This is a genomic window from Streptomyces sp. CB02058 (genome assembly GCF_001905505.1).
Lineage (GTDB): Bacteria > Actinomycetota > Actinomycetes > Streptomycetales > Streptomycetaceae > Streptomyces.
The window spans coordinates 1,313,936-1,334,150 of record NZ_LIPG01000003.1 but is presented as its reverse complement, the minus strand read 5'-3'; the positions used below and the strand labels follow the sequence as shown (position 1 = coordinate 1,334,150).

General features: G+C 71.6%; 20 protein-coding genes. 7 read left to right on the top strand and 13 right to left on the bottom strand.

The genetic code is table 11. From position 1 onward, the window contains the following. Nucleotides 1-12 precede the first annotated feature (12 nt). The 9 genes from hpnD to AMK10_RS19245 all read right to left on the bottom strand — a co-directional run bounded on the left by hpnD (nt 13) and on the right by AMK10_RS19245 (nt 9,270). The gene (gene hpnD / locus AMK10_RS19285) at nt 13-933 is read right to left on the bottom strand and encodes a presqualene diphosphate synthase HpnD (RefSeq protein WP_198959722.1); all 921 of its coding nucleotides are present in this window, start codon (nt 931-933) and stop codon (nt 13-15) included. A gap of 29 nt (nt 934-962) precedes the next feature. After that, on the bottom strand, nt 963-1,883 hold the full coding sequence (gene hpnC / locus AMK10_RS19280) for a squalene synthase HpnC (protein WP_073749040.1): 921 nt from the start codon (nt 1,881-1,883) through the stop codon (nt 963-965). Nucleotides 1,884-2,284: 401 nt separating this feature from the next. Continuing rightward, on the bottom strand, nt 2,285-3,070 hold the full coding sequence (locus AMK10_RS19275) for an ABC transporter ATP-binding protein (protein ID WP_073749039.1): 786 nt from the start codon (nt 3,068-3,070) through the stop codon (nt 2,285-2,287). Beyond that, on the bottom strand, nt 3,063-3,992 hold the full coding sequence (locus tag AMK10_RS19270) for an ABC transporter permease (protein ID WP_073749038.1): 930 nt from the start codon (nt 3,990-3,992) through the stop codon (nt 3,063-3,065). Before AMK10_RS19270 ends, AMK10_RS19275 begins: the two co-directional genes overlap by 8 nt. Before the next feature lie 102 nt (nt 3,993-4,094). After that, nucleotides 4,095-4,967 (bottom strand): glycosyltransferase family 2 protein, encoded by an 873-nt coding sequence (locus tag AMK10_RS19265; RefSeq protein ID WP_198959721.1) that lies wholly within the window; start codon nt 4,965-4,967, stop codon nt 4,095-4,097. Nucleotides 4,968-4,975: 8 nt separating this feature from the next. Next, a complete protein-coding gene (locus AMK10_RS19260) occupies nt 4,976-5,755 on the bottom strand; it encodes a CDP-alcohol phosphatidyltransferase family protein (protein ID WP_073749036.1) in 780 nt (259 codons plus the stop codon). Further along, nucleotides 5,733-6,794, bottom strand: a complete 1,062-nt coding sequence (locus AMK10_RS19255; RefSeq protein WP_073749035.1) for an iron-containing alcohol dehydrogenase family protein — start codon at nt 6,792-6,794, stop codon at nt 5,733-5,735. The genes AMK10_RS19260 and AMK10_RS19255 overlap by 23 nt, the downstream gene beginning before the upstream one ends. Beyond that, entirely contained in the window at nt 6,782-7,519 is a 738-nt protein-coding gene (locus tag AMK10_RS19250) for a phosphocholine cytidylyltransferase family protein (RefSeq protein WP_073749034.1), read from the bottom strand. The genes AMK10_RS19255 and AMK10_RS19250 overlap by 13 nt, the downstream gene beginning before the upstream one ends. Then, a complete protein-coding gene (locus AMK10_RS19245) occupies nt 7,516-9,270 on the bottom strand; it encodes a DUF5941 domain-containing protein (RefSeq protein WP_073749033.1) in 1,755 nt (584 codons plus the stop codon). Before AMK10_RS19245 ends, AMK10_RS19250 begins: the two co-directional genes overlap by 4 nt. Before the next feature lie 305 nt (nt 9,271-9,575). Here AMK10_RS19245 and galE point away from each other — a divergent pair, with 305 nt between their 5' ends. From galE to idi, 3 genes are all read left to right on the top strand, one after another. After that, nucleotides 9,576-10,562: a UDP-glucose 4-epimerase GalE gene (gene galE / locus AMK10_RS19240; RefSeq protein WP_073749032.1), complete on the top strand. Its 987-nt coding sequence runs from the start codon at nt 9,576-9,578 to the stop codon at nt 10,560-10,562. A 175-nt stretch (nt 10,563-10,737) separates the two neighbouring features. Further along, a complete protein-coding gene (locus tag AMK10_RS19235; RefSeq protein ID WP_073749031.1) occupies nt 10,738-11,679 on the top strand; it encodes a cation diffusion facilitator family transporter in 942 nt (313 codons plus the stop codon). A 272-nt stretch (nt 11,680-11,951) separates the two neighbouring features. Then, nucleotides 11,952-12,545, top strand: a complete 594-nt coding sequence (gene idi, locus AMK10_RS19230; protein ID WP_073749030.1) for an isopentenyl-diphosphate Delta-isomerase — start codon at nt 11,952-11,954, stop codon at nt 12,543-12,545. Nucleotides 12,546-12,569: 24 nt separating this feature from the next. On the opposite strand, the gene AMK10_RS19225 is transcribed toward idi, so the two are convergent. Further along, a complete protein-coding gene (locus tag AMK10_RS19225; protein ID WP_073749029.1) occupies nt 12,570-13,025 on the bottom strand; it encodes an ATP-binding protein in 456 nt (151 codons plus the stop codon). A 148-nt stretch (nt 13,026-13,173) separates the two neighbouring features. Further along, nucleotides 13,174-13,788, bottom strand: a complete 615-nt coding sequence (locus AMK10_RS19220) for an HdeD family acid-resistance protein (protein WP_073749028.1) — start codon at nt 13,786-13,788, stop codon at nt 13,174-13,176. Nucleotides 13,789-13,868: 80 nt separating this feature from the next. Between AMK10_RS19220 and AMK10_RS19215 the strand changes: the two genes are divergently transcribed. Beyond that, nucleotides 13,869-14,669, top strand: coding sequence for an enoyl-CoA hydratase/isomerase family protein (locus AMK10_RS19215; protein WP_073749027.1), 801 nt, complete (start codon nt 13,869-13,871; stop codon nt 14,667-14,669). On the opposite strand, the gene AMK10_RS19210 is transcribed toward AMK10_RS19215, so the two are convergent. After that, a complete protein-coding gene (locus AMK10_RS19210) occupies nt 14,656-15,291 on the bottom strand; it encodes a DJ-1/PfpI family protein (protein ID WP_073749026.1) in 636 nt (211 codons plus the stop codon). The two genes, AMK10_RS19215 and AMK10_RS19210, sit on opposite strands and share 14 nt — an antisense overlap. A 56-nt stretch (nt 15,292-15,347) precedes the next feature. Next, on the bottom strand, nt 15,348-16,304 hold the full coding sequence (locus tag AMK10_RS19205) for a GlxA family transcriptional regulator (RefSeq protein WP_073749025.1): 957 nt from the start codon (nt 16,302-16,304) through the stop codon (nt 15,348-15,350). 135 nt (nt 16,305-16,439) lie between these two features. Between AMK10_RS19205 and AMK10_RS19200 the strand changes: the two genes are divergently transcribed. The 3 genes from AMK10_RS19200 (at nt 16,440) to AMK10_RS19195 (ending at nt 20,181) form a co-directional block, all read left to right on the top strand. Continuing rightward, a complete protein-coding gene (locus tag AMK10_RS19200; RefSeq protein ID WP_073749024.1) occupies nt 16,440-17,303 on the top strand; it encodes an SCO6745 family protein in 864 nt (287 codons plus the stop codon). Between the two features lie 127 nt (nt 17,304-17,430). Next, nucleotides 17,431-17,562, top strand: coding sequence for an LPFR motif small protein (locus AMK10_RS38510; RefSeq protein WP_274535344.1), 132 nt, complete (start codon nt 17,431-17,433; stop codon nt 17,560-17,562). Between the two features lie 159 nt (nt 17,563-17,721). Continuing rightward, nucleotides 17,722-20,181 (top strand): Tex family protein, encoded by a 2,460-nt coding sequence (locus tag AMK10_RS19195; protein ID WP_073749023.1) that lies wholly within the window; start codon nt 17,722-17,724, stop codon nt 20,179-20,181. Nucleotides 20,182-20,215: the final 34 nt, after the last annotated feature.

The window sequence follows — 20,215 nt, the reverse complement described above, 5'->3', positions numbered from 1 at the left end:
CCGGCGCCGCCATCAGGCCCTCCCCCGGGTCGTCCGGCGCGAGATGTACCGCGCGTCGAGCCCCGAGAGGCCGCGCACCGCGACGTACGCCTTCTCGTGGCCGGGCAGTGAGACCCTGCCGCGCAGGACGGCCTCGGGGTCGCGCTCGATGCGGTCGAGGAGCCGGCGGTAGATCCCTGCCATGGCCGCCACACAGGCGCCGCTGCGGCGGTCCAGCATCGGCAGGAGCCGGTAGCCCTCGGCGAAGAGGGCCCTGGCGCGCCGGACCTCGAAGTGCACCAGACCCGCGAAGTCGGAGCCGGGGGGCGGGGTGGCCCGCTGGAAACCGGCGGAGCAGCCGAATTTGGCGAGGTCGTCGGCCGGGAGGTACGTACGCCCGTTGCCGGCGTCCTCGCGCACGTCCCGCAGGATGTTGGTGAGCTGGAGGGCGAGTCCCAGGGTGTCGGCGTACTCGGCAGCACGCTCGGAGCCGGGCGCGCCCGTCTCCGTACCGAAGACGCCCAGGCTGAGGCGGCCGATGGCACCCGCGACGCAGCGGCAGTACAGCTTCAGGTCGTCCCAGGTCTCGTACGTCGCCCCGCGCACGTCCATGAGCACGCCGTCGATGAGCTCGTCGAGGCCGCCGAGCGGCAGCGGGAAGCGGTGCGCGGCGTCGGCGAGCGCGACCGCGACCGGGTCGGTGTCGTCCTCGTCCACCGCCTTGTCCCGGATCCGGTCGAGCAGCTGCCGGGTCTCCTCCAGGCGGACGCGCTTGGTCTCCGCGTCCAGCTCGCCGTCGCCGATGTCGTCGACGCGGCGGGAGAATGCGTACAGCGCCGACATGGCCTGACGCTTCTCGTACGGCAGCAGCCTGATGCCGTACGCGAAGTTGCGGGCCTGCTGTCCGGTGACGGCCTCGCAGTAGCTGTACGCGGCCTGTACCGGTGCCGACATGTACGGCGTCTGTCCCTCCACGGTCCGGCTCACCCCTCTCTGTGCGCTCGTCGCAGGACGGCTCCCACTTCGCGCAGCAGTCTCGGCGCGGTGGGCTTGGGCGGTCCGGGCAGTACGTCGAATCCGGCCGCCGAGATCGCGGAGAGGGCGGCCCGCCCTCCGCCGACGAATCCGGCGAGCAGCAGCTTGAGCCGGCCGTGGACGCTGTCCACGAGGGGGATGCCCTCGTCCAGCAGGTCCTGGGCGCGTCCCGCCTCGAAGGCGACGAGTGCGCGCACCGAGGCGTTCGCGGACGGTGCGGCCAGGTCGGCCTCGGAGACGTGGAAGCGCTCCATGTCCTCGGCGGGCAGGTAGATCCGGTCGCGGCCGAGGTCCTCGGCGACGTCCTGGAGGTGCTCGGCGATCTGCAGCGCGGTGCAGACGGCGTCGGAGCGGCGGATCCGTTCGGGGCTCGCGGTGCCGGTGATCTGCAGCACGAGCCGGCCGACGGGGTTGGCGGAGAGCTCGCAGTAGGCCAGCAGCTCGCCGTAGGTGCCGTAGCGGCGGACCTTCTGGTCCTGCCGGTTGGCCTCGACCAGGCCGAGGAAGGGCTCGGGGGTGAGCGCGCAGCGCCGCACGGTGGGGCGCAGGGCGCGCATCAGGGGGTGGCGCGGGTCCTGACCGGTGCGCTTGAAGACGCGGTGCAGGTCGGCTTCGAGGGCGTCGAGCGCGGCGAGGCGGTCCTCGTCCTGTCCGGGTTCGAGGCCCAGGTGGCGGGCGTCGGCACCGCCGGGGGCCAGGTCGCCGTCGCCGATGTCGTCGACGAGCCGGGCGAAGCCGTAGACGGCCATCAGGTCGTCGCGCCAGGCACGGGGCAGGAAGAACGGCGCCACGGGGAAGTTCTCGTCCGCGGCCTTGTCCAGCGTGCCGGCTGCGGCGGCGTCGGCGCGCGCCTGCTGGGTACGGGTCACTGCGTACCACCCGACGCGGGGACGGCGAAACCACGTCGGAGCTGGAGATTGTCCATCATTGCCGTCATATCTCCCGTTCTACACTGCCGACCCAAAACATCCCTTTTCGGACACGCCGCTCGTCCTCCCGAGTGCGACATGCGCACAACGGGCGATGTGCCGGGGGGCGTATCACCCCACATTGGCGCGAATCAGCACCGGTACAGCTTACGTTGTACAGCTCACAGGACCTCGTCAGGGGTACAGCGCGCCCGGGTACACCACCTGGGCTCCCGTCAACCTTCCCCGGAACGCGGTCCATTGACGTCATCCGCCGGGAGGAGATCGCCGTACACCCCCGGCGCAGCACAGCACGGTGGCCCCCGCCGCGACGCTCGGGCGGGGGCCACCGCGGGCGGCAGCTACTTGCCGGTCTCCCGCTCGTAGGCCTTGAGCACCTCTTCGGTGGGGCCGTCCATCAGGAGTTCGCCCTTCTCCAGCCACAGGACCCGGTCGCAGGTGTCCCGGATCGTCTTGTTGTTGTGACTGACCAGGAAGACGGTGCCCGCCTCCTTGCGCAGCTCGCGGATCCGCTCCTCGGAGCGCACCCGGAACTTCCGGTCACCGGTGGCCAGCGCCTCGTCGATCATGAGGACGTCGTGGTTCTTGGCCGCCGCGATCGAGAAGCGGAGCCTGGCCGCCATGCCGGAGGAGTACGTCCGCATGGGCAGCGTGATGAAGTCGCCCTTCTCGTTGATCCCGGAGAAGTCGACGATGTCCTGGTAGCGCGCGCGGATCTCCTCGCGGCTCATGCCCATGGCGAGACCGCCGAGCACGACGTTGCGCTCACCGGTCAGGTCGCTCATCAGCGCGGCGTTCACGCCGAGCAGCGAGGGCTGGCCGTCCGTGTACACCTTGCCGTGCTCGGTCGGCAGCAGCCCCGCGATGGCCCGGAGCAGGGTGGACTTGCCCGAACCGTTGGTGCCGATGAGACCGATGGCCTGGCCCCGGTACGCGGTGAAGGAGACACCCCGCACCGCGTGCACCTTGCGCACCCCGCGGGGCTCGCCCTTGCCGCGGCGCACGATCCGGCTCAGCGCCGCGGTGGCGCTGCCCTTGCCGCCGCCCGAGCCGTTGACCCGGTAGACGATGTGCACGTCGTCCGCGATCACGGTGGGGATGTGTCCCTGGGACGATTCCTCAGCCACGGCCGTACCGTTCCTCTGCCTTCCAGAAGTACACGAAGCCCACGACGCCCACCACGAGCGACCAGGCGAGCCCGACGGCCCAGACGTGGTCCGGCAGGTTCTCGGAGCCGTATCCGTCGATCAGCGCGAACCGGACGAGGTCCATGTAGATGGCCGCCGGGTTGTACTGCAGCACGTCGGCGATCCACTGCGGCTTGTCGGCCAGCATCACGGGGATGGAGAACATGACGCCCGAGGCGTACATCCACGTACGCATCACGAACGGCATCAGCTGGGCGAGGTCGGGGGTCTTGCTGCCCAGCCGGGCCATGACCAGCGCCAGGCCGGTGTTGAAGAAGAACTGCATCGCCAGCGCCGGGACGACCAGCAGCCAGGACAGCGACGGATAGCTGCCGAAGCCCACCGCCACCGCCAGCAGCACGATCATCGAGTACAGCAGCTGCTGGAGCTGCTGGAGCGAGAACGAGATGGGCAGCGAAGCCCGGGGGAAGTGCAGGGCCCGCACCAGGCCGAGGTTGCCCGCGATGGAGCGCACCCCCGCCATGACCGAGCTCTGGGTGAAGGTGAAGACGAAGACCCCGGTCACCAGGAACGGGATGAAGACCTCCTGGGTCATCCCCTTCCGGGTACCCAGGATCAGCCCGAAGATCAGGAAGTAGACCAGGGCGTTCAGCAGCGGCGTCGCCACCTGCCACAGCTGGCCGAGCTTCGCCTGGCTGTACTGCGCGGTCAGCTTCGCCCGCGAGAACGCCAGGATGAAGTGCCGACGGCCCCAGAGCTGCCGCAGGTACGCGAACAGCCCGGGGCGGGCCCCGCTCACCGTCAGGCCGTACTTGTCGGCCAGCTGGGAAGCGCTGAGGCCCTCGTCGGCGGACGGCGGGCTGCTCAGCGCAATCCCGCCGTCGTGGGTCGTGTCACTCACAGTTAAGAACTCTCGTCTTCACAATGCGCAGCCGGGCGCGGCCGATGCGGACAGGTTCCCCGTACGGAATGAATACGGCTCATGGTCTCAGAGGAGAGCCTCTCAGATCACCGGCGGCCGGCCCAGTCTGGTCAGCCGCCATACCGTACGCCACCGCATGGGGCGCCGGGGACCACAGGGCGTCGTCCAGCCTTCCCGGAATCCTCCGAACCATGCCTTGAGCGCGGGCAGGGAGGGCCTGCGCACCAGGGTGAGCAGCAGCCACACCCCGACGTACACGGGGACCAGCGGGGCGGGCAGGTTCCGGCGGGCGAGCCAGACGCGGTTGCGGGCCACCATGCGGTGGTAGACCGCGTGCCGCGAGGGAGCGGTGGTGGGGTGGTTGAGCACCATGTCGGCGCGGTAGTCGATCATCCAGCCGGCGTCCAGGGCCCGCCAGGCGAGGTCGGTCTCCTCGTGGGCGTAGAAGAACTCGCCCGGGAGCGGACCGGCCTCGGCGATGACCTGGCTGCGCACGGCGTTCGCGCCGCCGAGGAACGTCGTGACACGGGACGAGCGCATCGGGTCGGACGCGCGCAGCCGCGGCACGTGCCGCCGCTGGGTGACCCCGGTCTCGGGGTCGGCGATGCGGAAGGTGATGATGCCGAGCTTCGGGTCCGCCTCGAACGCCTGCCGGCAGAGCTCGGCGGTGTCGGTGTTCGGCAGATGCCCGTCGTCGTCGAGGAAGAGCAGCGCGTCCACGTCGGCGCCCGAGGGGCCGAAGGCCTCGATGCCGACGTTGCGGCCACCCGGGATGCCCAGGTTCTCGGGGAGTTCCACGGTCCGTACGCCCGGGGGGACGTCGGGGACCGGGGCGCCGTTGCCGACGACGACCACCTCGATCCGGTCGCCCTCCTGCTTGGCGACCGAGTCGAGCAGGGCACGCAGTTCCTCAGGGCGGTTGCCCATGGTGATGATGACCGCGCCGAGTTTCATGGGAGAGCTCACTTCAGCCTGCTGGACGCCAGGATCGACACCAGGTGCAGGACGGTCTGGAGAAGGGCGATGCCGGCCATGACCGCGACGGCGAGACGGCTGAAGAAGAGGTCGTCCCTGACCGTGTCGAGTACGGCCACGATCAGGATGACGAAGGACGCCTCGATACCGAGGATCAGCCGGTGGAACTTGAGCGCGCCGGCCGCACGGCGGGCCAGCGCCATGCCGGAGGATCGGGGCTCGGAGGCGGCCTCCTTGACGGGCGGCAGCCCGCCCTGGTGGCGGGCGACCCCGACGAGGTCCGTCTCGGACTTGATCAGGATGGCGCCGAGCGCGGCGAGCGTGCCCAGGAAGGCCCACAGCCAGTCGATGCGTCCCGTGCCCCACAGGTCGGCGGCGCGCAGGCCGAAGCCGACCAGGACGGCCGCGTCACAGAGGTAGGCGGCCACCCGGTCCAGATAGACCCCGCCCAGCGAGTACTGCTTCTTCCACCGGGCGACCTCGCCGTCGACGCAGTCGAACAGCAGGTAGAGCTGGACCGCGAGCACGCCGAGCAGGGCCCCGGGGATGCCGGGGACCAGAAGGGCCGGTGCCGCGAGCACGCCGGCGACGGTCATCACGTAGGTCAGCTGGTTGGGCGTGATCTTCGTGGTCACCAGGCGCCGGGTGATGCGCAGCGAGATCTCGCGCATGTAGAGCCGACCCGCCCAGTGCTCGCCGCTGCGCCGGTCCTTCACACCCGGCGGGTGCACGACCGGACGGAGTTCAGCTATGGATGGCTTTTGCATAGTCGGCGTACGCGTCCCTGATCTGGTCGGTGGACAGGTTGAGGTGTTCCAGGATCGTGAAGCGTCCCGGACGCGTCTGCGGGGCGTACTCGACGGCCCGCACGAACTCTTCGGGGGTGAAGCCGATCTCCTCGGGCAGCACGGGCAGCCCGTGGCGCCGCAGGACGGACGCCATGTGGAGCGCGTCCTCGCGTGCGCCGCGCAGGTGCATCGCGAAGCAGGCGCCGAGGCCGACCTGCTCGCCGTGGCTCGCGGCGCGCTTCGGGTACAGCAGGTCGAAGGCGTGGTTGATCTCGTGGCAGCCGCCCGAAGCGGGCCGCGAGTCACCGGCGATCGACATCGAGATGCCGGTCAGGACGAGGCCTTCGGCGAGCACCTTGAGGAAGGCGTCGTCACCGACCCCGCCGGGGTGGCGGAGCACCGCTTCGCCGGCCTGCCGGGCCATGGCCGCGGCGAGGCCGTCGATGTCCTCGCCGCGCACCTTGTGGGCGAGCTCCCAGTCGGCGACGCACGAGATGTTGGAGACCGCGTCGCCGATGCCCGAGCGCACGTAGCGTGCGGGCGCCTCGCGGATCACGTCGAGGTCGATGACCACGCCGATCGGGGTGGGGACCCCGTAGGAGCCCCGCCCGTTGTCGTTGTCCAGGGTCGCGACCGGGGAGCAGAGCCCGTCGTGGGACAGGTTCGTCGCGACGGCGACCATGGGCATGCCCACGCGCGCCGCGGCGTACTTCGCCACGTCGATGATCTTGCCGCCGCCGAGGCCGACCACGGCGTCGTAGCGGTTGCCCTTGATGCCGTCGGCGAGCCGCACGGCGGCGTCGATCGTGCCGTCGGTGACCGGGTACCAGTCGGCGCCCGGCAGCACCGGGGCGAGCCTCTCGCGCAGGGCGCGCCCGGAGCCCTCGCTGATCGCGATGGCGAGCTTGCCCGACGTGGAGATCCGCTGGTCGGCGAGGAGGGCGGCCAGGCCGTCCATGGCGCCGCACCGGATGTCGACGACGACCGGCGACGGAATGAGCCGCGTCAGTACCGGCACGCGATCTCCCTGCCCCTGGCGAGGTCGTCGTGGTTGTCGATCTCCACCCACGTCACCTCGCCGATGGGCGCCACGTCGACCGTGAAGCCGCGGTTCACCAGCTCCTGGTAGCCGTCCTCGTAGTAGAGGTCGGGGTCGCGCTCGAAGGTGGCCTTCAGGGCGTCGGCGAGCTCCTCGGCGGCCTCGGGCTCGATGAGCGTGACGCCGATGTACTCGCCGGTCGCGGTGGCCGGGTCCATGAGCTTGGTGATCCGGCGGACGCCCTTGCCGTCCTCGGTGATGACCTTCATCTCCTCGTCGGCGAGGCTCTTCACCGTGTCGAGGGCGAGGATGATCTTCTGGCCCTTGCCGCGCGCGTCCAGGAGGGTCTTCTCGACGGAGACCGGGTGCACGGTGTCGCCGTTGGCGAGGATGACGCCCTTCTTCAGGACCTCACGGGCGCACCAGAGGGAGTAGGCGTTGTTCCACTCCTCGGCCTTGTCGTTGTCGATCAGCGTCAGCGTCACGCCGTACGTGGCCTCGAACTCGGCCTTGCGGGCGTAGACGGCCTCCTTGCGGTAGCCGACGACGACCGCGACCTCGGTGAGCCCGACCTCGGCGAAGTTGGCCAGCGTCAGGTCCAGGACCGTCTTCTCGCCGTCCACGGGCACCAGGGCCTTGGGCAGCGTGTCCGTGTAGGGACGCAGACGGCGTCCGGCACCGGCAGCCAGTACGAGGCCGATCATGCGAGTTCTCCTTCGTCGTGTACTGCGGGCGCCGAGGAGGACACCCAGAAGCGGATGGACTCCACGAGCACCACCAGAGCCACGGCCGCCGCGAGGGCGGTGAGTGCCGTGGTAAATCCTGAACCGCTGGTCAGCAGAGCGGCGAGTACGGTCACGGCCAGGGTCCGGCCCTCGTGCCCGCCGATGGTGCGCACCAGCCACCTGGGCGGCGCTCCGGTGCCTCCCCGGATGCGGTACACCGTGTCGTAGTGATGGTAGGCGACCGCAGAAACCAGGCCGAATGCCGCGGGAACGGCGTGCGGGACGTCGCTGCGGGCCGCCAGCACGAGGACCGTGCAGTATTCGGCGGCCCGGAACACCGGGGGTACGAGCCAGTCGAGCGCGCCCTTGAGCGGACGTGACACGGCGAGGCCGGAGACGACCGCGTAGAGCACCGCCGCGCCCACGGTCAGCCAGCTGCCGTACGGGGCGAACAGGGCCGCGGCGACCAGCACGGCCGCACCGGCGAACGCCAGGAACGGGGCCGTGAAGCCACCGCCCGGACGCCGCAGCACGGCGGCGACGGCCTCGGCGAGCGGTCCGGAGTCGGCGAGGTCGGCGAGTGCGCCCGCGGCGCGGTCGGTGCGCTGGGCCTTGCGCGTCAGCGAGCGCAGCAGCCGGCCCGCCGTGGTGTAGCAGGCGGCCAGGGCGCAGCCGACGAGCAGGGCGTAGAAGACGACGCGGGGCGTGGTCACGGCGGTCAGCACGGCGATCATGGCCCATCGTTCGCCGATGGGCAGCACTATCATCCGGCGCAGCCACACCGTCCAGCCGACGCTGTCGAGCTTGTCGGAGAGCGCGGCCGTCGGGCTCGTGTTGGACACCGCGTCGTGGTTGGCCTCGTTGAACGAGAAGTCCACGACATGGCGGCACGCCTGGAGCACCATCGCGCCGAGCGCGAGCACCCACACGTCGTCACCACCACGGGCGGCGCCGAGCGCGAGGCCCGCGTAGTACGCGTACTCCTTGGCCCGGTCGAAGGTGGCGTCCAGCCAGGCACCCATCGTCGAGTACTGGAGCGAGTAGCGGGCGAGCTGCCCGTCGGTGCAGTCCAGGACGAAGGAGAGGAGCAGGAGCACTCCGGCCGCGATGTAGCCGCCGCGGGTGCCGGTCGCCGCGCTGCCCGCCGCGATGAGCGCGGTGATCAGCGAGGCGGTGGTGACCTGGTTGGGGGTGAGGCCCCGGCGGGCGCACCAGCGGGCGATGTAGCGGGAGTACGGGCTGATGAAGAACGTGGTGAAGAAGCCGTCGTGGGCCTTCACCGCGCTGCGCAGCCGTACGGCCTCGTCGTCGACGGCGTCGACGGCGGCCCTGGCGGCGACCCGCTCCTCGGGTCCTGTGGGCACCGCCGCCGTGAGCGAACCGAGCTCGGGCCGCTGCACATGGGTGCCCTCCGCGTCCAGCGCCACGGCCAGCCGGCCGGGCACGGTGCGGTCCTCGGTGACGGGTTCGGCGCCGGGCGGCGCGACGGGGCTCCCCGCGCCGACCGCGACGACGGCCCTGCGCAGGGCCCGGAGCAGCGCGGGGCGCGCCTCGGGCTGCGCGGTGAGCGCGCCGGGGATCGCGGCCGCTGCGAAGCGGGGGTCGGTGAGTCCGAGCCTGAGGGCGTGGACATGGCCGACGAAACGTGGGTCCACGAGCGCGACGCGCCTGCTCGCGGGGACCGCGGCGAGCAGCTCGGCGGCCTCGGAGGCGTCGGCTGCGGCGGTCACGTCGAAGCCGAGTGACCTCAGATCGTCCTCGAGCGACGATCCGGGTACCGGCGCACCGGAGAGGATGGCGGTCGACAGACGAACTCACTCCTTGGCGCTGACGGGAACGGCGCGCGACAGTGCGGCCCGGGGGTGGGCCGGCGGCACGTCGGCTGAGGCTATCGGATGAACGGAAGACCGAGTTCACCGCCCGTTTGTGCTCCGTTCGGGCGAACCGGCCATGATGCGGCGCCGTTCGCGATCATCATCGTCGATCAACGCCTCACCCCACAAACCGCGTCCGCGCAGCGCATAAGCTGACGCGTATGACGTGGTTGATCACAGGCGGGGCCGGTTACATCGGGGCACATGTGGCGAAGGCCATGACCGCGGCCGGGGAAAGAGTCGTCGTGCTCGACGACATCTCTACGGGCGTCGAGGAGCGGCTGCCGGAGGGCATCACCCTGGTGCGCGGTTCGGCGTCCGACCGCCCGGTGCTCGACCGGGTACTGGCCGAGCACTCCGTCTCGGGTGTGGTGCATCTCGCGGCGAAGAAGCAGGTCGGCGAATCGGTCGAGAAGCCGCTGCTCTACTACCGGGAGAACGTGTCGGGGCTCGCGGTGCTGCTGGAGGCCGTGGTCGCGGCCGGGGTCCGGCGGTTCCTCTTCTCCTCGTCGGCCGCGGTGTACGGCGTGCCGGACGTGGAGCTCATCACCGAGGACACGCCGTGCGCGCCGATCAACCCGTACGGCGAGACCAAGCTCGCCGGTGAGTGGCTGGTGCGCGCCACGGGCAGGGCGCACGGCATCTCGACGGCCTGTCTGCGGTACTTCAACGTGGCGGGGGCGGCGGAGCCCGAGCTGGCCGACACGGGCGTCTTCAACGTCGTACCGATGTTCTTCGACCGGCTGACGCGGGGGGAGGCGCCCCGGATCTTCGGTGACGACTACCCGACGCCCGACGGCACCTGCGTCCGCGACTACATCCATGTGGCCGATCTCGCGGACGCGCATCTCGCGGTCGCCCGGCAGCTCGACAAGGACGCGGACGGCGGCGATCTCACCGTGAACATCGGCCGGGGCGAGGGCGTCTCGGTGCGTCGGCTGGCCGAGCTGGTGGCCGAGGTCACCGGCAGGCCCGTCGAGCCCGTGGTCGAGCCGCGCAGGCCCGGGGACGCGGCCAGGGCGGTCGCTTCGGCCTCCCGGATGACCGAGGAGCTGGGCTGGACGGCACGGCGCGGGATGCGCGAGATGGTGGAGTCGGCCTGGGAGGGCTGGTGCCTGCGCCACCCGGAGGTCCGCGCCGCACGGTGACGGAGCTGCTGCCTCCGGCTCTCTGACCTGCGGACGTTTCCGCAGGTCAGAGACTATGACAACGGTGTTCAGTACCGTGTTGCCCCGTACCCCGCACCCGTAGTTCACTGGCGGCGTCGGGCGAGGTGCGTCCGAGCTGTCCGAGGCTTACGACGCGTTATCCGGAGGCGTTCTCATGGGGGCTGGCCACGATCACGGTCATACGCACGGAGGGCCGCCCCCGACGGGGACGGCGGCCGCCGCGTACCGGGGCCGGCTCCGGGTCGCCCTCGGCATCACGCTCGGCGTCATGGTCATGGAGATCGTCGGCGGGCTGCTCGCCGACTCGCTCGCCCTGATCGCGGACGCCGCGCACATGGCGACCGACGCGCTGGGCCTGGGCATGGCGCTGCTGGCGATCCACTTCGCCAACCGGCCGGCGGGCCCCAACCGCACCTTCGGTTACGCCCGCGCCGAGATCCTCGCCGCGCTCGCCAACTGTCTGCTGCTCCTGGGCGTCGGCGGCTATCTGGTCTTCGAGGCCGTCGACCGCTTCATCACCCCGGCCGAGACCAGGGGCGGCCTGGCCATCGCGTTCGCCGCCGTCGGGCTGGTCGCCAACGTGGTCTCGCTCTCCCTGCTGATGCGCGGGCAGCGGGACAGCCTCAATGTGCGGGGGGCCTATCTGGAGGTCGTCGCGGACACCCTGGGCTCGGTGACGGTGCTGGTGTCCGCGGGCATCATCATGGCCACCGGCTGGCAGGCCGCCGACCCCATCGCCTCGCTGCTGATCGGCCTCATGATCGTGCCCCGCACGGTCAAGCTGCTGCGGGAGACGCTCGACGTACTCCTGGAGTCGGCCCCCAAGGGCGTCGACATGGACGAGGTGCGTGCCCACATCACGGCGCTGCCCGGTGTGCTGGACGTCCACGACCTGCACGCCTGGACGATCACGTCGGGCATGCCGGTGCTCTCCGCCCATGTGGTCGTGCACCAGGAGATGCTGGACTCGATCGGGCACGAGAAGCTCCTGCACGACCTCCAGGGCTGCCTGGGCCACCACTTCGACGTGGAGCACTGCACCTTCCAGCTGGAGCCCAGCGGGCACGCCGAGCACGAGGCGCGGCTCTGCCACTGAGCCGCCTCGACGGCCCGGGCCCGCCGCCGCCGGGCTCGGTGGTTCCCGGCGGGGCGGGAGTGCGCCGGGGATTCCGCGCGGGTCCCGGTGGGCATGATCCACTGCCCGGAGGCCCCGGACTCCGACGCGGTGTCCGCGCAGCCCCCTCTCCGGGACACGGCGGGGCGGACATGCCCGCACCCGAAGTACGGACAGGCGGCTTTTGTACGGCAGACTTGACCGCACTCGAGGGGTCCGGCGCACGAGGCCGGGAACCAAAGCGAAGGATGGGTATGCCGAGCACACCAGCAACCGCGGCGCACAGCTCGTCGAACGGAACAGCAGACGCGATCATGCTCGAACTGGTCGACGAGAACGGCACCACCATCGGCACCGCGGAGAAGCTCGCGGCTCACCAGGCCCCCGGTCAGCTGCACCGGGCGTTCTCCGTCTTCCTCTTCGACGAGCAGGGACGGCTGCTGCTCCAGCGCCGGGCGCTCGGCAAGTACCACTCCCCCGGCGTGTGGTCGAACACCTGCTGCGGCCACCCGTACCCGGGTGAGGCCCCGTTCGCCGCCGCGGCCCGGCGCACGTACGAGGAGCTGGGGATCTCGCCCTCGCTGCTCGCCGCCGCCGGCACGGTCCGCTACAACCACCCCGACCCGGTGTCGGGGCTGGTGGAGCAGGAGTTCAACCACCTGTTCGTCGGGCTGGCCCAGGAGCAGCTGCGGCCGGACGCGGAGGAGGTCGGCGAGACGGCCTTCGTGAGCGCCGCCGAGCTCGCGGAACGGCACGCCGCCGCACCGTTCTCGGCCTGGTTCATGACCGTCCTGGACGCGGCGCGGCCGGCGATCAGGGAGCTGACGGGTCCGTCCGCGGGCTGGTGAGGCCGGGCATCTCGCAGGGGGCGGTCAGAGCTGCGTCTCCAGGGGCAGCGCCGCCCAGATGATCTTGCCTCCGCCCGCCGTGTGCTCCACGTCGCAGACCCCGCCCGCCTCGGCGGTGATCTCGCGTACGAGCAGCAGCCCCCGGCCCCCGGTCTGTCCGTAGTCGGTGACCAGGGCCGTGGGGCGGTAGGGGTGGTTGTCCTCGACGGACACTCTGATCCACTCCGCCCCGATGGCCACCTCGACGGCCAGCTCGGGCGAGAGCAGCGCCGCGTGCCGGACCGCGTTGGTGACCAGCTCGGACACGATCAGCAGCAGCCCCTGGAGGATGTCGTCCTCGACGGGCACCGCCTGCCGGTCGATCAGGTCCCGTACCGCGTGCCGGGCCTGGGGCACCGAGGCGTCGACGGCGGGGGCCGTGAAGCGCCACACTCCCTCGTACGACACCGGTCGGGCCGGAACACTCCCGCGGCTCTCCATAGACCGGCACCCGCTCTCGACTCGCACGTCACTGACCATCGGGTAATGAGTGTCGGGAACGGGATGGTCCGGACTGCGACGCTGATCGCAAGTGGCTTCTTATGGAAGCAATTTGACCGAGTGGGTATGTCCGCGTCAGGAGGATGGACTACTTCTCACCTTCTTCAGGCGTCATCTGGTTCTCACCTTCTTCAGGCCTCATCTGGTCCGTCACCATGCTGACGACGTGCCGGCCTCCGACGCCGATCGCGATCAGCCCGAGTCCGTCGAACAGCAGGGCCAGCGAGAAGAAGCAGCCGAGCACATAGAGGCTGCTGTGCGGCCAGTCGAAGAGGACCAGCAGGCCCAGCAGCAGTCCGAAGGCCCCCTGGAGCAGGGTCCAGCCGAACTGCGGGCCGCGTACGACGACACTGCCGACCAGCCGGAACACTCCCCCGGTGAGGAAGAGCAGCGCGGCGAACATCGTGAGCGCCTCGGCCGTGCCGTGCGGGTGCCGGATGACGACGACGCCCGCGGCGAGGTTCAGCGCGGCGACCACCACGCCCAGCCAGAAGTACGGGGTACCGCGTGCCTGGACGGCGTGGAGGAGGCCGACGAGTCCGCCGACGAGCAGCAGCCAGCCGAAGAGGATCATCGAGGTGAGGGTGGCGACGCCGGTGTAGACGAGGCCGACGAGGCCTGCGACGACGAGCAGGGCACCGAGCAGGACGAGCCCGCCGAAGCTCCTGCGGAGCTTTCTGCTGTCGGTCATGGGTCCGGCCATCGACGGCTCCTCACGGTGCGTGTTCGCTCGGCGACCCCTTCTTGATCATAGGTTCGAGCCGTACGGATAGCATCCGGCGCATGGACCTCACGGAACGGGCGGCGCGGACGGAACCCCGGCTGGAGCACACCGTCGTGGACGGGGTCGCCACCGTCGTCATCAGCAACCCCGCCAAGCGCAACGCCATGACCGCGGACATGTGGCTGGCCCTGCCCGTGCTGCTGGACGGGCTGGCGGCCGACCCCGGCGTGCGCGTCCTGGTGCTCACCGGGGCGGGCGAGACGTTCTGCGCGGGCGCGGACATCTCCTCCCTCCGGGACCCCGGCGGGAGGCCGCAGGCGCTCGCGGTACGGGCCGAGGAGGCCCTGGCGGCCTTCCCGCGGCCGACGCTGGCCGCCGTACGCGGCTACTGCGTGGGCGGCGGCAGCCAGCTCGCGGCCGCCTGTGATCTGCGGTTCGCGGAGGAGGGCGCTTCCTTCGGCGTCACCCCGGCCAAGCCCGGGATCGTCTATCCGTCGTCCTCGACCCGCCGGCTCGTCTCGCTGGTCGGCCCGGCGGCGGCGAAGTACCTGCTGTTCTCGGGCGAGCTGATCGGCACCGAGCGCGCGCTGCGCACGGGGCTGGTGGACGAGGTGCTGCCCGCAGGCGGGCTGGACGAGCGGGTGCTCGCCTTCGCTCGGGTGCTGGCGTCGCGCTCGCAGCTGACGCAGGCCGCCGCCAAGGAGTTCGCCGACGGCCGTGAGGACCGGGACGCCTACTGGTCGCGGCAGGCGCACGGCAGCGGCGACACCGCGGAGGGGGTCGCCGCCTTCCTGGAGCGCCGTGCGCCCCGGTTCACCTGGACCACGGACTCCTGCGGCGGCACGCCTACGTCAGGATGAACCGGCTCCTGGCCCGCCATGTCTCGACCATGTCCGCCGGGGCCTTCTGCGGCGATCCGGCGTCGTAGGGCGGCTGGGGGTCGTACTCGGTCAGCAACTGGACGGTCATGGCGTGTTCGTCGCCCGCGATCCTGCCGAGCAGGGTGAGCGCCATGTCGATGCCCGAGGAGACTCCGGCGGCGGTGACGTACTTGCCGTCGGTGACCACGCGCTCCCCGGTCGGCTCGGCGCCGTAGGCCTCGAGGACGTCGAGGGCGAGCCAGTGCGAGGTGGCACGGCGGCCGGTGAGCAGCCCGGCGGCGGCGAGCAGCAGCGAGCCGGTGCACACGGAGGTCGTCCAGGTGCTCGTGGCGTCGGCCGTACGGAGCCAGCCGAGCAGGGCCTCGTTCTCCATCTGGTCGCTCTGGCCGGGGCCGCCCGGCACGACGACCAGGTCCGGGGCGGGTACGTCGGCGAGCGTCCGGTCGGCGACGAGCGAGAGACTGCCCCGGTCGTTGCGCACGGGCCCCGTGCGCTCGGCGACGAACACGATCTCGTCCCCGGGAGTGCGGCCGAGCATCTCGTACGGGCCGACGGCGTCGAGCGCGGTGAAGCGGTCGAAGAGCACGATGGCGATCTGCATGGGTGTTCCTTTCGCGTGGGGTGGCCGGCCGGTCCTGCGGGCGGCCCGGCGGGCGGTCATACGGACTGGGTGCGGAAGCGGCGCCGGTATTCGGCGGGCGCCGTCCCCAGGGCTCTGACGAAGGCGCGGCGCATCGCCTCCGGGGTGCCGTAGCCGCTGGCGCGGGCGATGCCGGTGACGCCGTCGGTGGTGTCCTCCAGCAGCCTGCGCGCCTGTTCGAGGCGTACGCGCTCCACGTACTTGCCCGGGGTGAGGCCCGTCTCGGCCTGGAAGGCGCGGGCGAAGTGGCGGGGCGAGAGACTGGCCCGGGCTGCCAGGGCTTCCACCGAGAGGTCCGCGTCCGGATGTCCGGCGATCCAGTGCTGGACCTCGCGGAGGGGCTCGCGAACGGCGGTCTGGGCGGTGAGTTGGGCGCTGAACTGGGCCTGGTTCCCCGGGCGTCGCAGGAAGACGACGAGATGGCGGGCGATGCCGAGCGCGACCTCCCGCCCGTGCTCCTCCTCGACCAGGGCGAGCGCGAGGTCGATGCCCGCGGTGACACCCGCGGAGGTGGCCAGCCGTCCGTCGCGCACGAAGATCGGGTCGGGGTCCACCTCCACGGCCGGATGCTCGCGGGCGAGCCGTGCGCACACGGACCAGTGGGTGGTCACCCGGTGGCCGTCGAGCAGGCCCGCCTCGGCCAGGAGCAGGGCGCCGGTGCAGACCGAGACCAGCTGACGGGCCGACGGGGCGTGTGCGCGCAGCCAGTCCACCAGCGCCGGGTCCGGGGCGCGGGTGCCCGTACCGCCCGGCACGAGGAGCAGATCGGGCGCGGGGGCGTCGGCGAGGGCGCCGTCGGGGACGAGGGTGAGGCCGCTGGAGCAGCGGACCGGCGCGCCGTCCAGCGAGGCGGTGCGCAGCTCGTAGGAGATCCCGGGGTGGCGGGAGGCGCCCGCGAAGACCTCCATCGGGCCGCTGACGTCGAGACTCTGGACGCCCTCGAAGAGGACGACGAGCACGGATCGCTGCTTCATGACCGCCATCCTGGGCGGCGGGCCTCATGGCCGCAATGACGAGTACCCCACCTTTCCTGCCATGGGTGTCGCACGGGCCGGATGCCCGCGACCCCGGGGCTACCAGACGTACCAACCAGTCGGTAACGTGCGGGCATGAGCACTCTTCCGCCGCGCGCCGGGCGCCGCTGCCACAACGCACTCAACCCGCTGCACTCCTGTGTCTACTTCTCGCCGGACCTCGGCAAGGAGTTCGGTCTGCTGGGCGTCACGGACGAGAGCCGCGTCTACTTCGCCGCTCGCGGCGCGGCTCTGGGGGCCGCCGGCGCGGGCACCGTGACCGCGACCTTCTACAACTTCAACCACGAGCTGGTGGCCCGCCATCTGCCGTCCGTCTGGTCGGAGGTGTCGCCGCGGGCCGCGCTCGACGCCCGGCTGCGGGCGGCCGACTCGACGCTGCGCCGGGTGCTCGGCGAGGAGGCCGTCGGCTCCCCGGAGATGGCGGAGGCCGCCGCGCTGGCGCTGCGCGCCGCGGAGGCGTGCACCCGGCACGCACGTCCGCTGTACGCCGCGCACGCCGATCTGGAGGTGCCCGACGAACCGCACCTGGCCTACTGGCACGCGGCGACGCTGCTGCGTGAGCACCGGGGCGACGGGCATCTGGCCGCGCTGCTCACGGCGGGTCTCGACCCGCTGGAGGCCCTGGTCAGCCACACCGCCACCGGCAAGGGCATGGCGCCGCGCTGGATCCTGGCCACGCGCGGCTGGCGCCGCACGGACTGGGACGCCGCGGTGGCACGGCTGCGGGACCGCGGGGTGCTGGACGCGGAGGGCGAGCTGACCGAAGCGGGCACCGCGCTCCGGGCCGAGCTGGAGGAGGCGACGGACCGGATGGACGCCGCGCCCTACGAGCACCTGGGCGCCGACGACGTCGCCCGGCTCACCGAACTGGGGCGCGGCTTCCTGTTCGCGGCGGCGTCCGCCGGAGCGTTCCCGGCGGACCTGGTCGGCAAGGGCTGAACCCTGGGGCATCACGTCCGGATCGTGCGCCGCGCGCGTGCCGCACGATCCGGACGCGAGGGCCGGGGATGTTTGCGACGCTCCGGAGCGGCTACGCGGTTTGTACACCCTACGAAGGAGGCACACCGTGTTCCGTGCGATCGCACACGCTCTCGGCACCGTCGGCTCCGCCGTGGCCACCGTGGTGACCCTGCCCTTCCGGCTCCTGGCGAGCCTCTTCGGAGGCGCGTCGCGCGGCGGCCGTACCCGGCGCGCGTGACCTCGCCCTCCGGCAGGACGCCGGGGCCGTGATCGAGCAGGTCACGCGACACGGCCCCCGGCCACCCGGCACAATGCAGGCGAAGGGGCCCACCCGGGTGTGGACCACACCAGTGGCACAGCCAGCACAGCCAGTACGAGAAGGCGAGTCGGGAAAACCGTGACGACGTCCATCGAAGGCAGGATCGCCGAGGAGCTCGGCGTACGTGAGCGTCAGGTGAAGGCGGCCGTCGACTTGCTCGACGGCGGCTCGACCGTGCCGTTCATCGCGCGCTACCGCAAGGAAGCGACCGAGATGCTCGACGACGCGCAGCTGCGCACGCTCGAGGAGCGGCTGCGGTATCTGCGGGAGCTGGAGGACCGCCGCACGGCGGTCCTCGACTCCGTACGCGAACAGGGCAAGCTCGACGCCACCCTTGAGGCGCAGATCCGGGCGGCCGACACCAAGGCGCGGCTGGAGGACATCTACCTGCCGTTCAAGCCGAAACGCCGGACGAAGGCGCAGATCGCGCGGGAGGCGGGTCTGGAACCGCTGGCCGGCGGGCTGCTGGACGACCCGTCCGTGGACCCGCTCGCCGCCGCCGCGCCGTTCGTCGACGCCGACAAGGGGGTCGCGGACGCCGCGGCCGCGCTGGAGGGCGCCCGGGCGATCCTGACGGAGCGCTTCTCCGAGGACGCCGACCTGACGGGCGAGCTCCGCGAGCGCATGTGGTCACGCGGCAGGGTCCTCGCGAAGGTGCGCGAGGGCAAGGAGGAGGCGGGCTCGAAGTTCGCGGACTACTTCGACTTCGCCGAGCCGTTCACCGCACTGCCCTCGCACCGGGTCCTCGCGATGCTGCGCGGCGAGAAGGAGGACGTGCTCGACCTCGTGCTCGAACCGGAGGAGCCTTCGGAGCAGCCCGGCCCCTCCTCGTACGAGAACATGATCGCCCGCCGGTTCGGGGTCGCGGACCGCGGACGGCCCGGCGACAAGTGGCTCGGCGACACCGTGCGCTGGGCCTGGCGGACCCGGATCCTGGTGCACCTCGGGATCGACCTGCGGCTGCGGCTGCGCACGGCGGCGGAGGACGAGGCCGTACGCGTGTTCGCCTCGAACCTGCGCGACCTGCTGCTCGCCGCGCCCGCCGGGACCCGGGCGACGCTGGGCCTCGACCCCGGTTTCCGTACGGGCGTCAAGGTGGCGGTGGTGGACGCGACCGGCAAGGTCGTCGCCACCGACGTCATCCACCCGCATGTGCCCGCGAACAAGTGGGACCAGTCGCTGGCCACGCTGGAGCGGCTCGCCAAGGAGCACCGCGTCGATCTGATCGCGATCGGCAACGGCACCGCGTCCCGCGAGACCGACAAGCTCGCGGGTGAACTCTGCGACAAGCACCCTGAGTTGAAGCTCACCAAGGTGATGGTGTCGGAGGCGGGCGCTTCCGTGTACTCGGCGTCGGCCTTCGCCTCGCAGGAACTCCCGGACATGGACGTGTCGTTGCGCGGCGCGGTCTCGATCGCGCGTCGGCTCCAGGACCCGCTGGCCGAGCTGGTGAAGATCGATCCGAAGTCGATCGGTGTCGGGCAGTATCAGCACGACCTGTCCGAGGTGAAGCTGTCCCGCTCCCTGGACGCGGTGGTCGAGGACTGCGTGAACGGCGTCGGCGTGGACGTCAACACGGCGTCGGCACCGCTGCTTTCACGGGTCTCGGGCATCGGCTCGGGGCTGGCCGAGAACATCGTGGCGCACCGGGACACGAACGGCCCGTTCCGCTCCCGCAGGGCGCTCAAGGACGTGGCGCGACTGGGTCCGAAGGCGTACGAGCAGTGCGCGGGCTTCCTCCGGATCAGGGGCGGCGACGACCCGCTGGACGCGTCGAGCGTGCACCCGGAGGCCTACCCCGTGGTGCGGACGATGGTGAAGCGGACGGGAGGGGACGTCGCCTCGCTCATCGGCAACACGGACACCCTCCGCTCGCTGCGGCCGGACGACTTCGTCGACGAGAAGTTCGGGCTGCCGACCGTCACGGACATCCTGAAGGAGCTGGAGAAGCCGGGCCGCGACCCGCGCCCGGCCTTCAGGACGGCCACCTTCAAGGAGGGCGTCGAGAAGCTCGGCGACCTGGAGGCGGGGATGGTGCTGGAGGGAGTCGTCACCAATGTGGCGGCGTTCGGCGCCTTCGTCGACATCGGCGTCCACCAGGACGGGCTCGTCCATGTGTCGGCGATGTCGCGGACGTTCGTGAAGGACCCCAGGGACGTCGTGAAGCCGGGCGACATCGTGAAGGTCAAGGTCATGGAGGTCGACCTCCCGCGCAAGCGCGTCTCGCTGACGCTGCGGCTCGACGACGAGGCGACGGCGGGACAGGGCGGCGGCCAGGGGCCGAAGCGCGAGCGCGGCGGCGGCCGGGGCGACCGGCCGCCGCGCCAGCGGCAGGGTCAGGGCGGCCAGAACCAGGCGCAGGACGGCCGGGGCGGGCGGAACCAGGGCCAGGGCGGCGGCCAGGGCGGCCGTGACCGGCGTGGCGGTGGCGGAGGCGGCTCCCCTCGCCAGGGTGCCGCACCGGCGAACAGCGCCATGGCGGACGCGCTGCGGCGCGCCGGGCTGACGGGCCCCGACGGGGGCGGCCGCAAGCGCTGACCCCGCGGGTGGGCGGGGCTCCGGGCCCCGTCCA

Excerpts from the sequence above, each read along its gene's own strand:
- AMK10_RS19260 (WP_073749036.1), bottom strand. The coding sequence starts at position 5,755 with ATGCAAAAGCCATCCATAGCTGAACTCCGTCCGGTCGTGCACCCGCCG.
- AMK10_RS19225 (WP_073749029.1), bottom strand. The coding sequence starts at position 13,025 with ATGGAGAGCCGCGGGAGTGTTCCGGCCCGACCGGTGTCGTACGAGGGA.
- AMK10_RS19265 (WP_198959721.1), bottom strand. The coding sequence starts at position 4,967 with ATGAAACTCGGCGCGGTCATCATCACCATGGGCAACCGCCCTGAGGAA.
- AMK10_RS19250 (WP_073749034.1), bottom strand. The coding sequence starts at position 7,519 with ATGATCGGCCTCGTACTGGCTGCCGGTGCCGGACGCCGTCTGCGTCCC.
- galE (WP_073749032.1), top strand. The coding sequence starts at position 9,576 with ATGACGTGGTTGATCACAGGCGGGGCCGGTTACATCGGGGCACATGTG.
- AMK10_RS19220 (WP_073749028.1), bottom strand. The coding sequence starts at position 13,788 with ATGGCCGGACCCATGACCGACAGCAGAAAGCTCCGCAGGAGCTTCGGC.
- hpnD (WP_198959722.1), bottom strand. The coding sequence starts at position 933 with ATGTCGGCACCGGTACAGGCCGCGTACAGCTACTGCGAGGCCGTCACC.
- AMK10_RS19235 (WP_073749031.1), top strand. The coding sequence starts at position 10,738 with ATGGGGGCTGGCCACGATCACGGTCATACGCACGGAGGGCCGCCCCCG.
- AMK10_RS19200 (WP_073749024.1), top strand. The coding sequence starts at position 16,440 with ATGAGCACTCTTCCGCCGCGCGCCGGGCGCCGCTGCCACAACGCACTC.
- AMK10_RS19210 (WP_073749026.1), bottom strand. The coding sequence starts at position 15,291 with ATGCAGATCGCCATCGTGCTCTTCGACCGCTTCACCGCGCTCGACGCC.
- idi (WP_073749030.1), top strand. The coding sequence starts at position 11,952 with ATGCCGAGCACACCAGCAACCGCGGCGCACAGCTCGTCGAACGGAACA.
- AMK10_RS19215 (WP_073749027.1), top strand. The coding sequence starts at position 13,869 with ATGGACCTCACGGAACGGGCGGCGCGGACGGAACCCCGGCTGGAGCAC.
- AMK10_RS19205 (WP_073749025.1), bottom strand. The coding sequence starts at position 16,304 with ATGAAGCAGCGATCCGTGCTCGTCGTCCTCTTCGAGGGCGTCCAGAGT.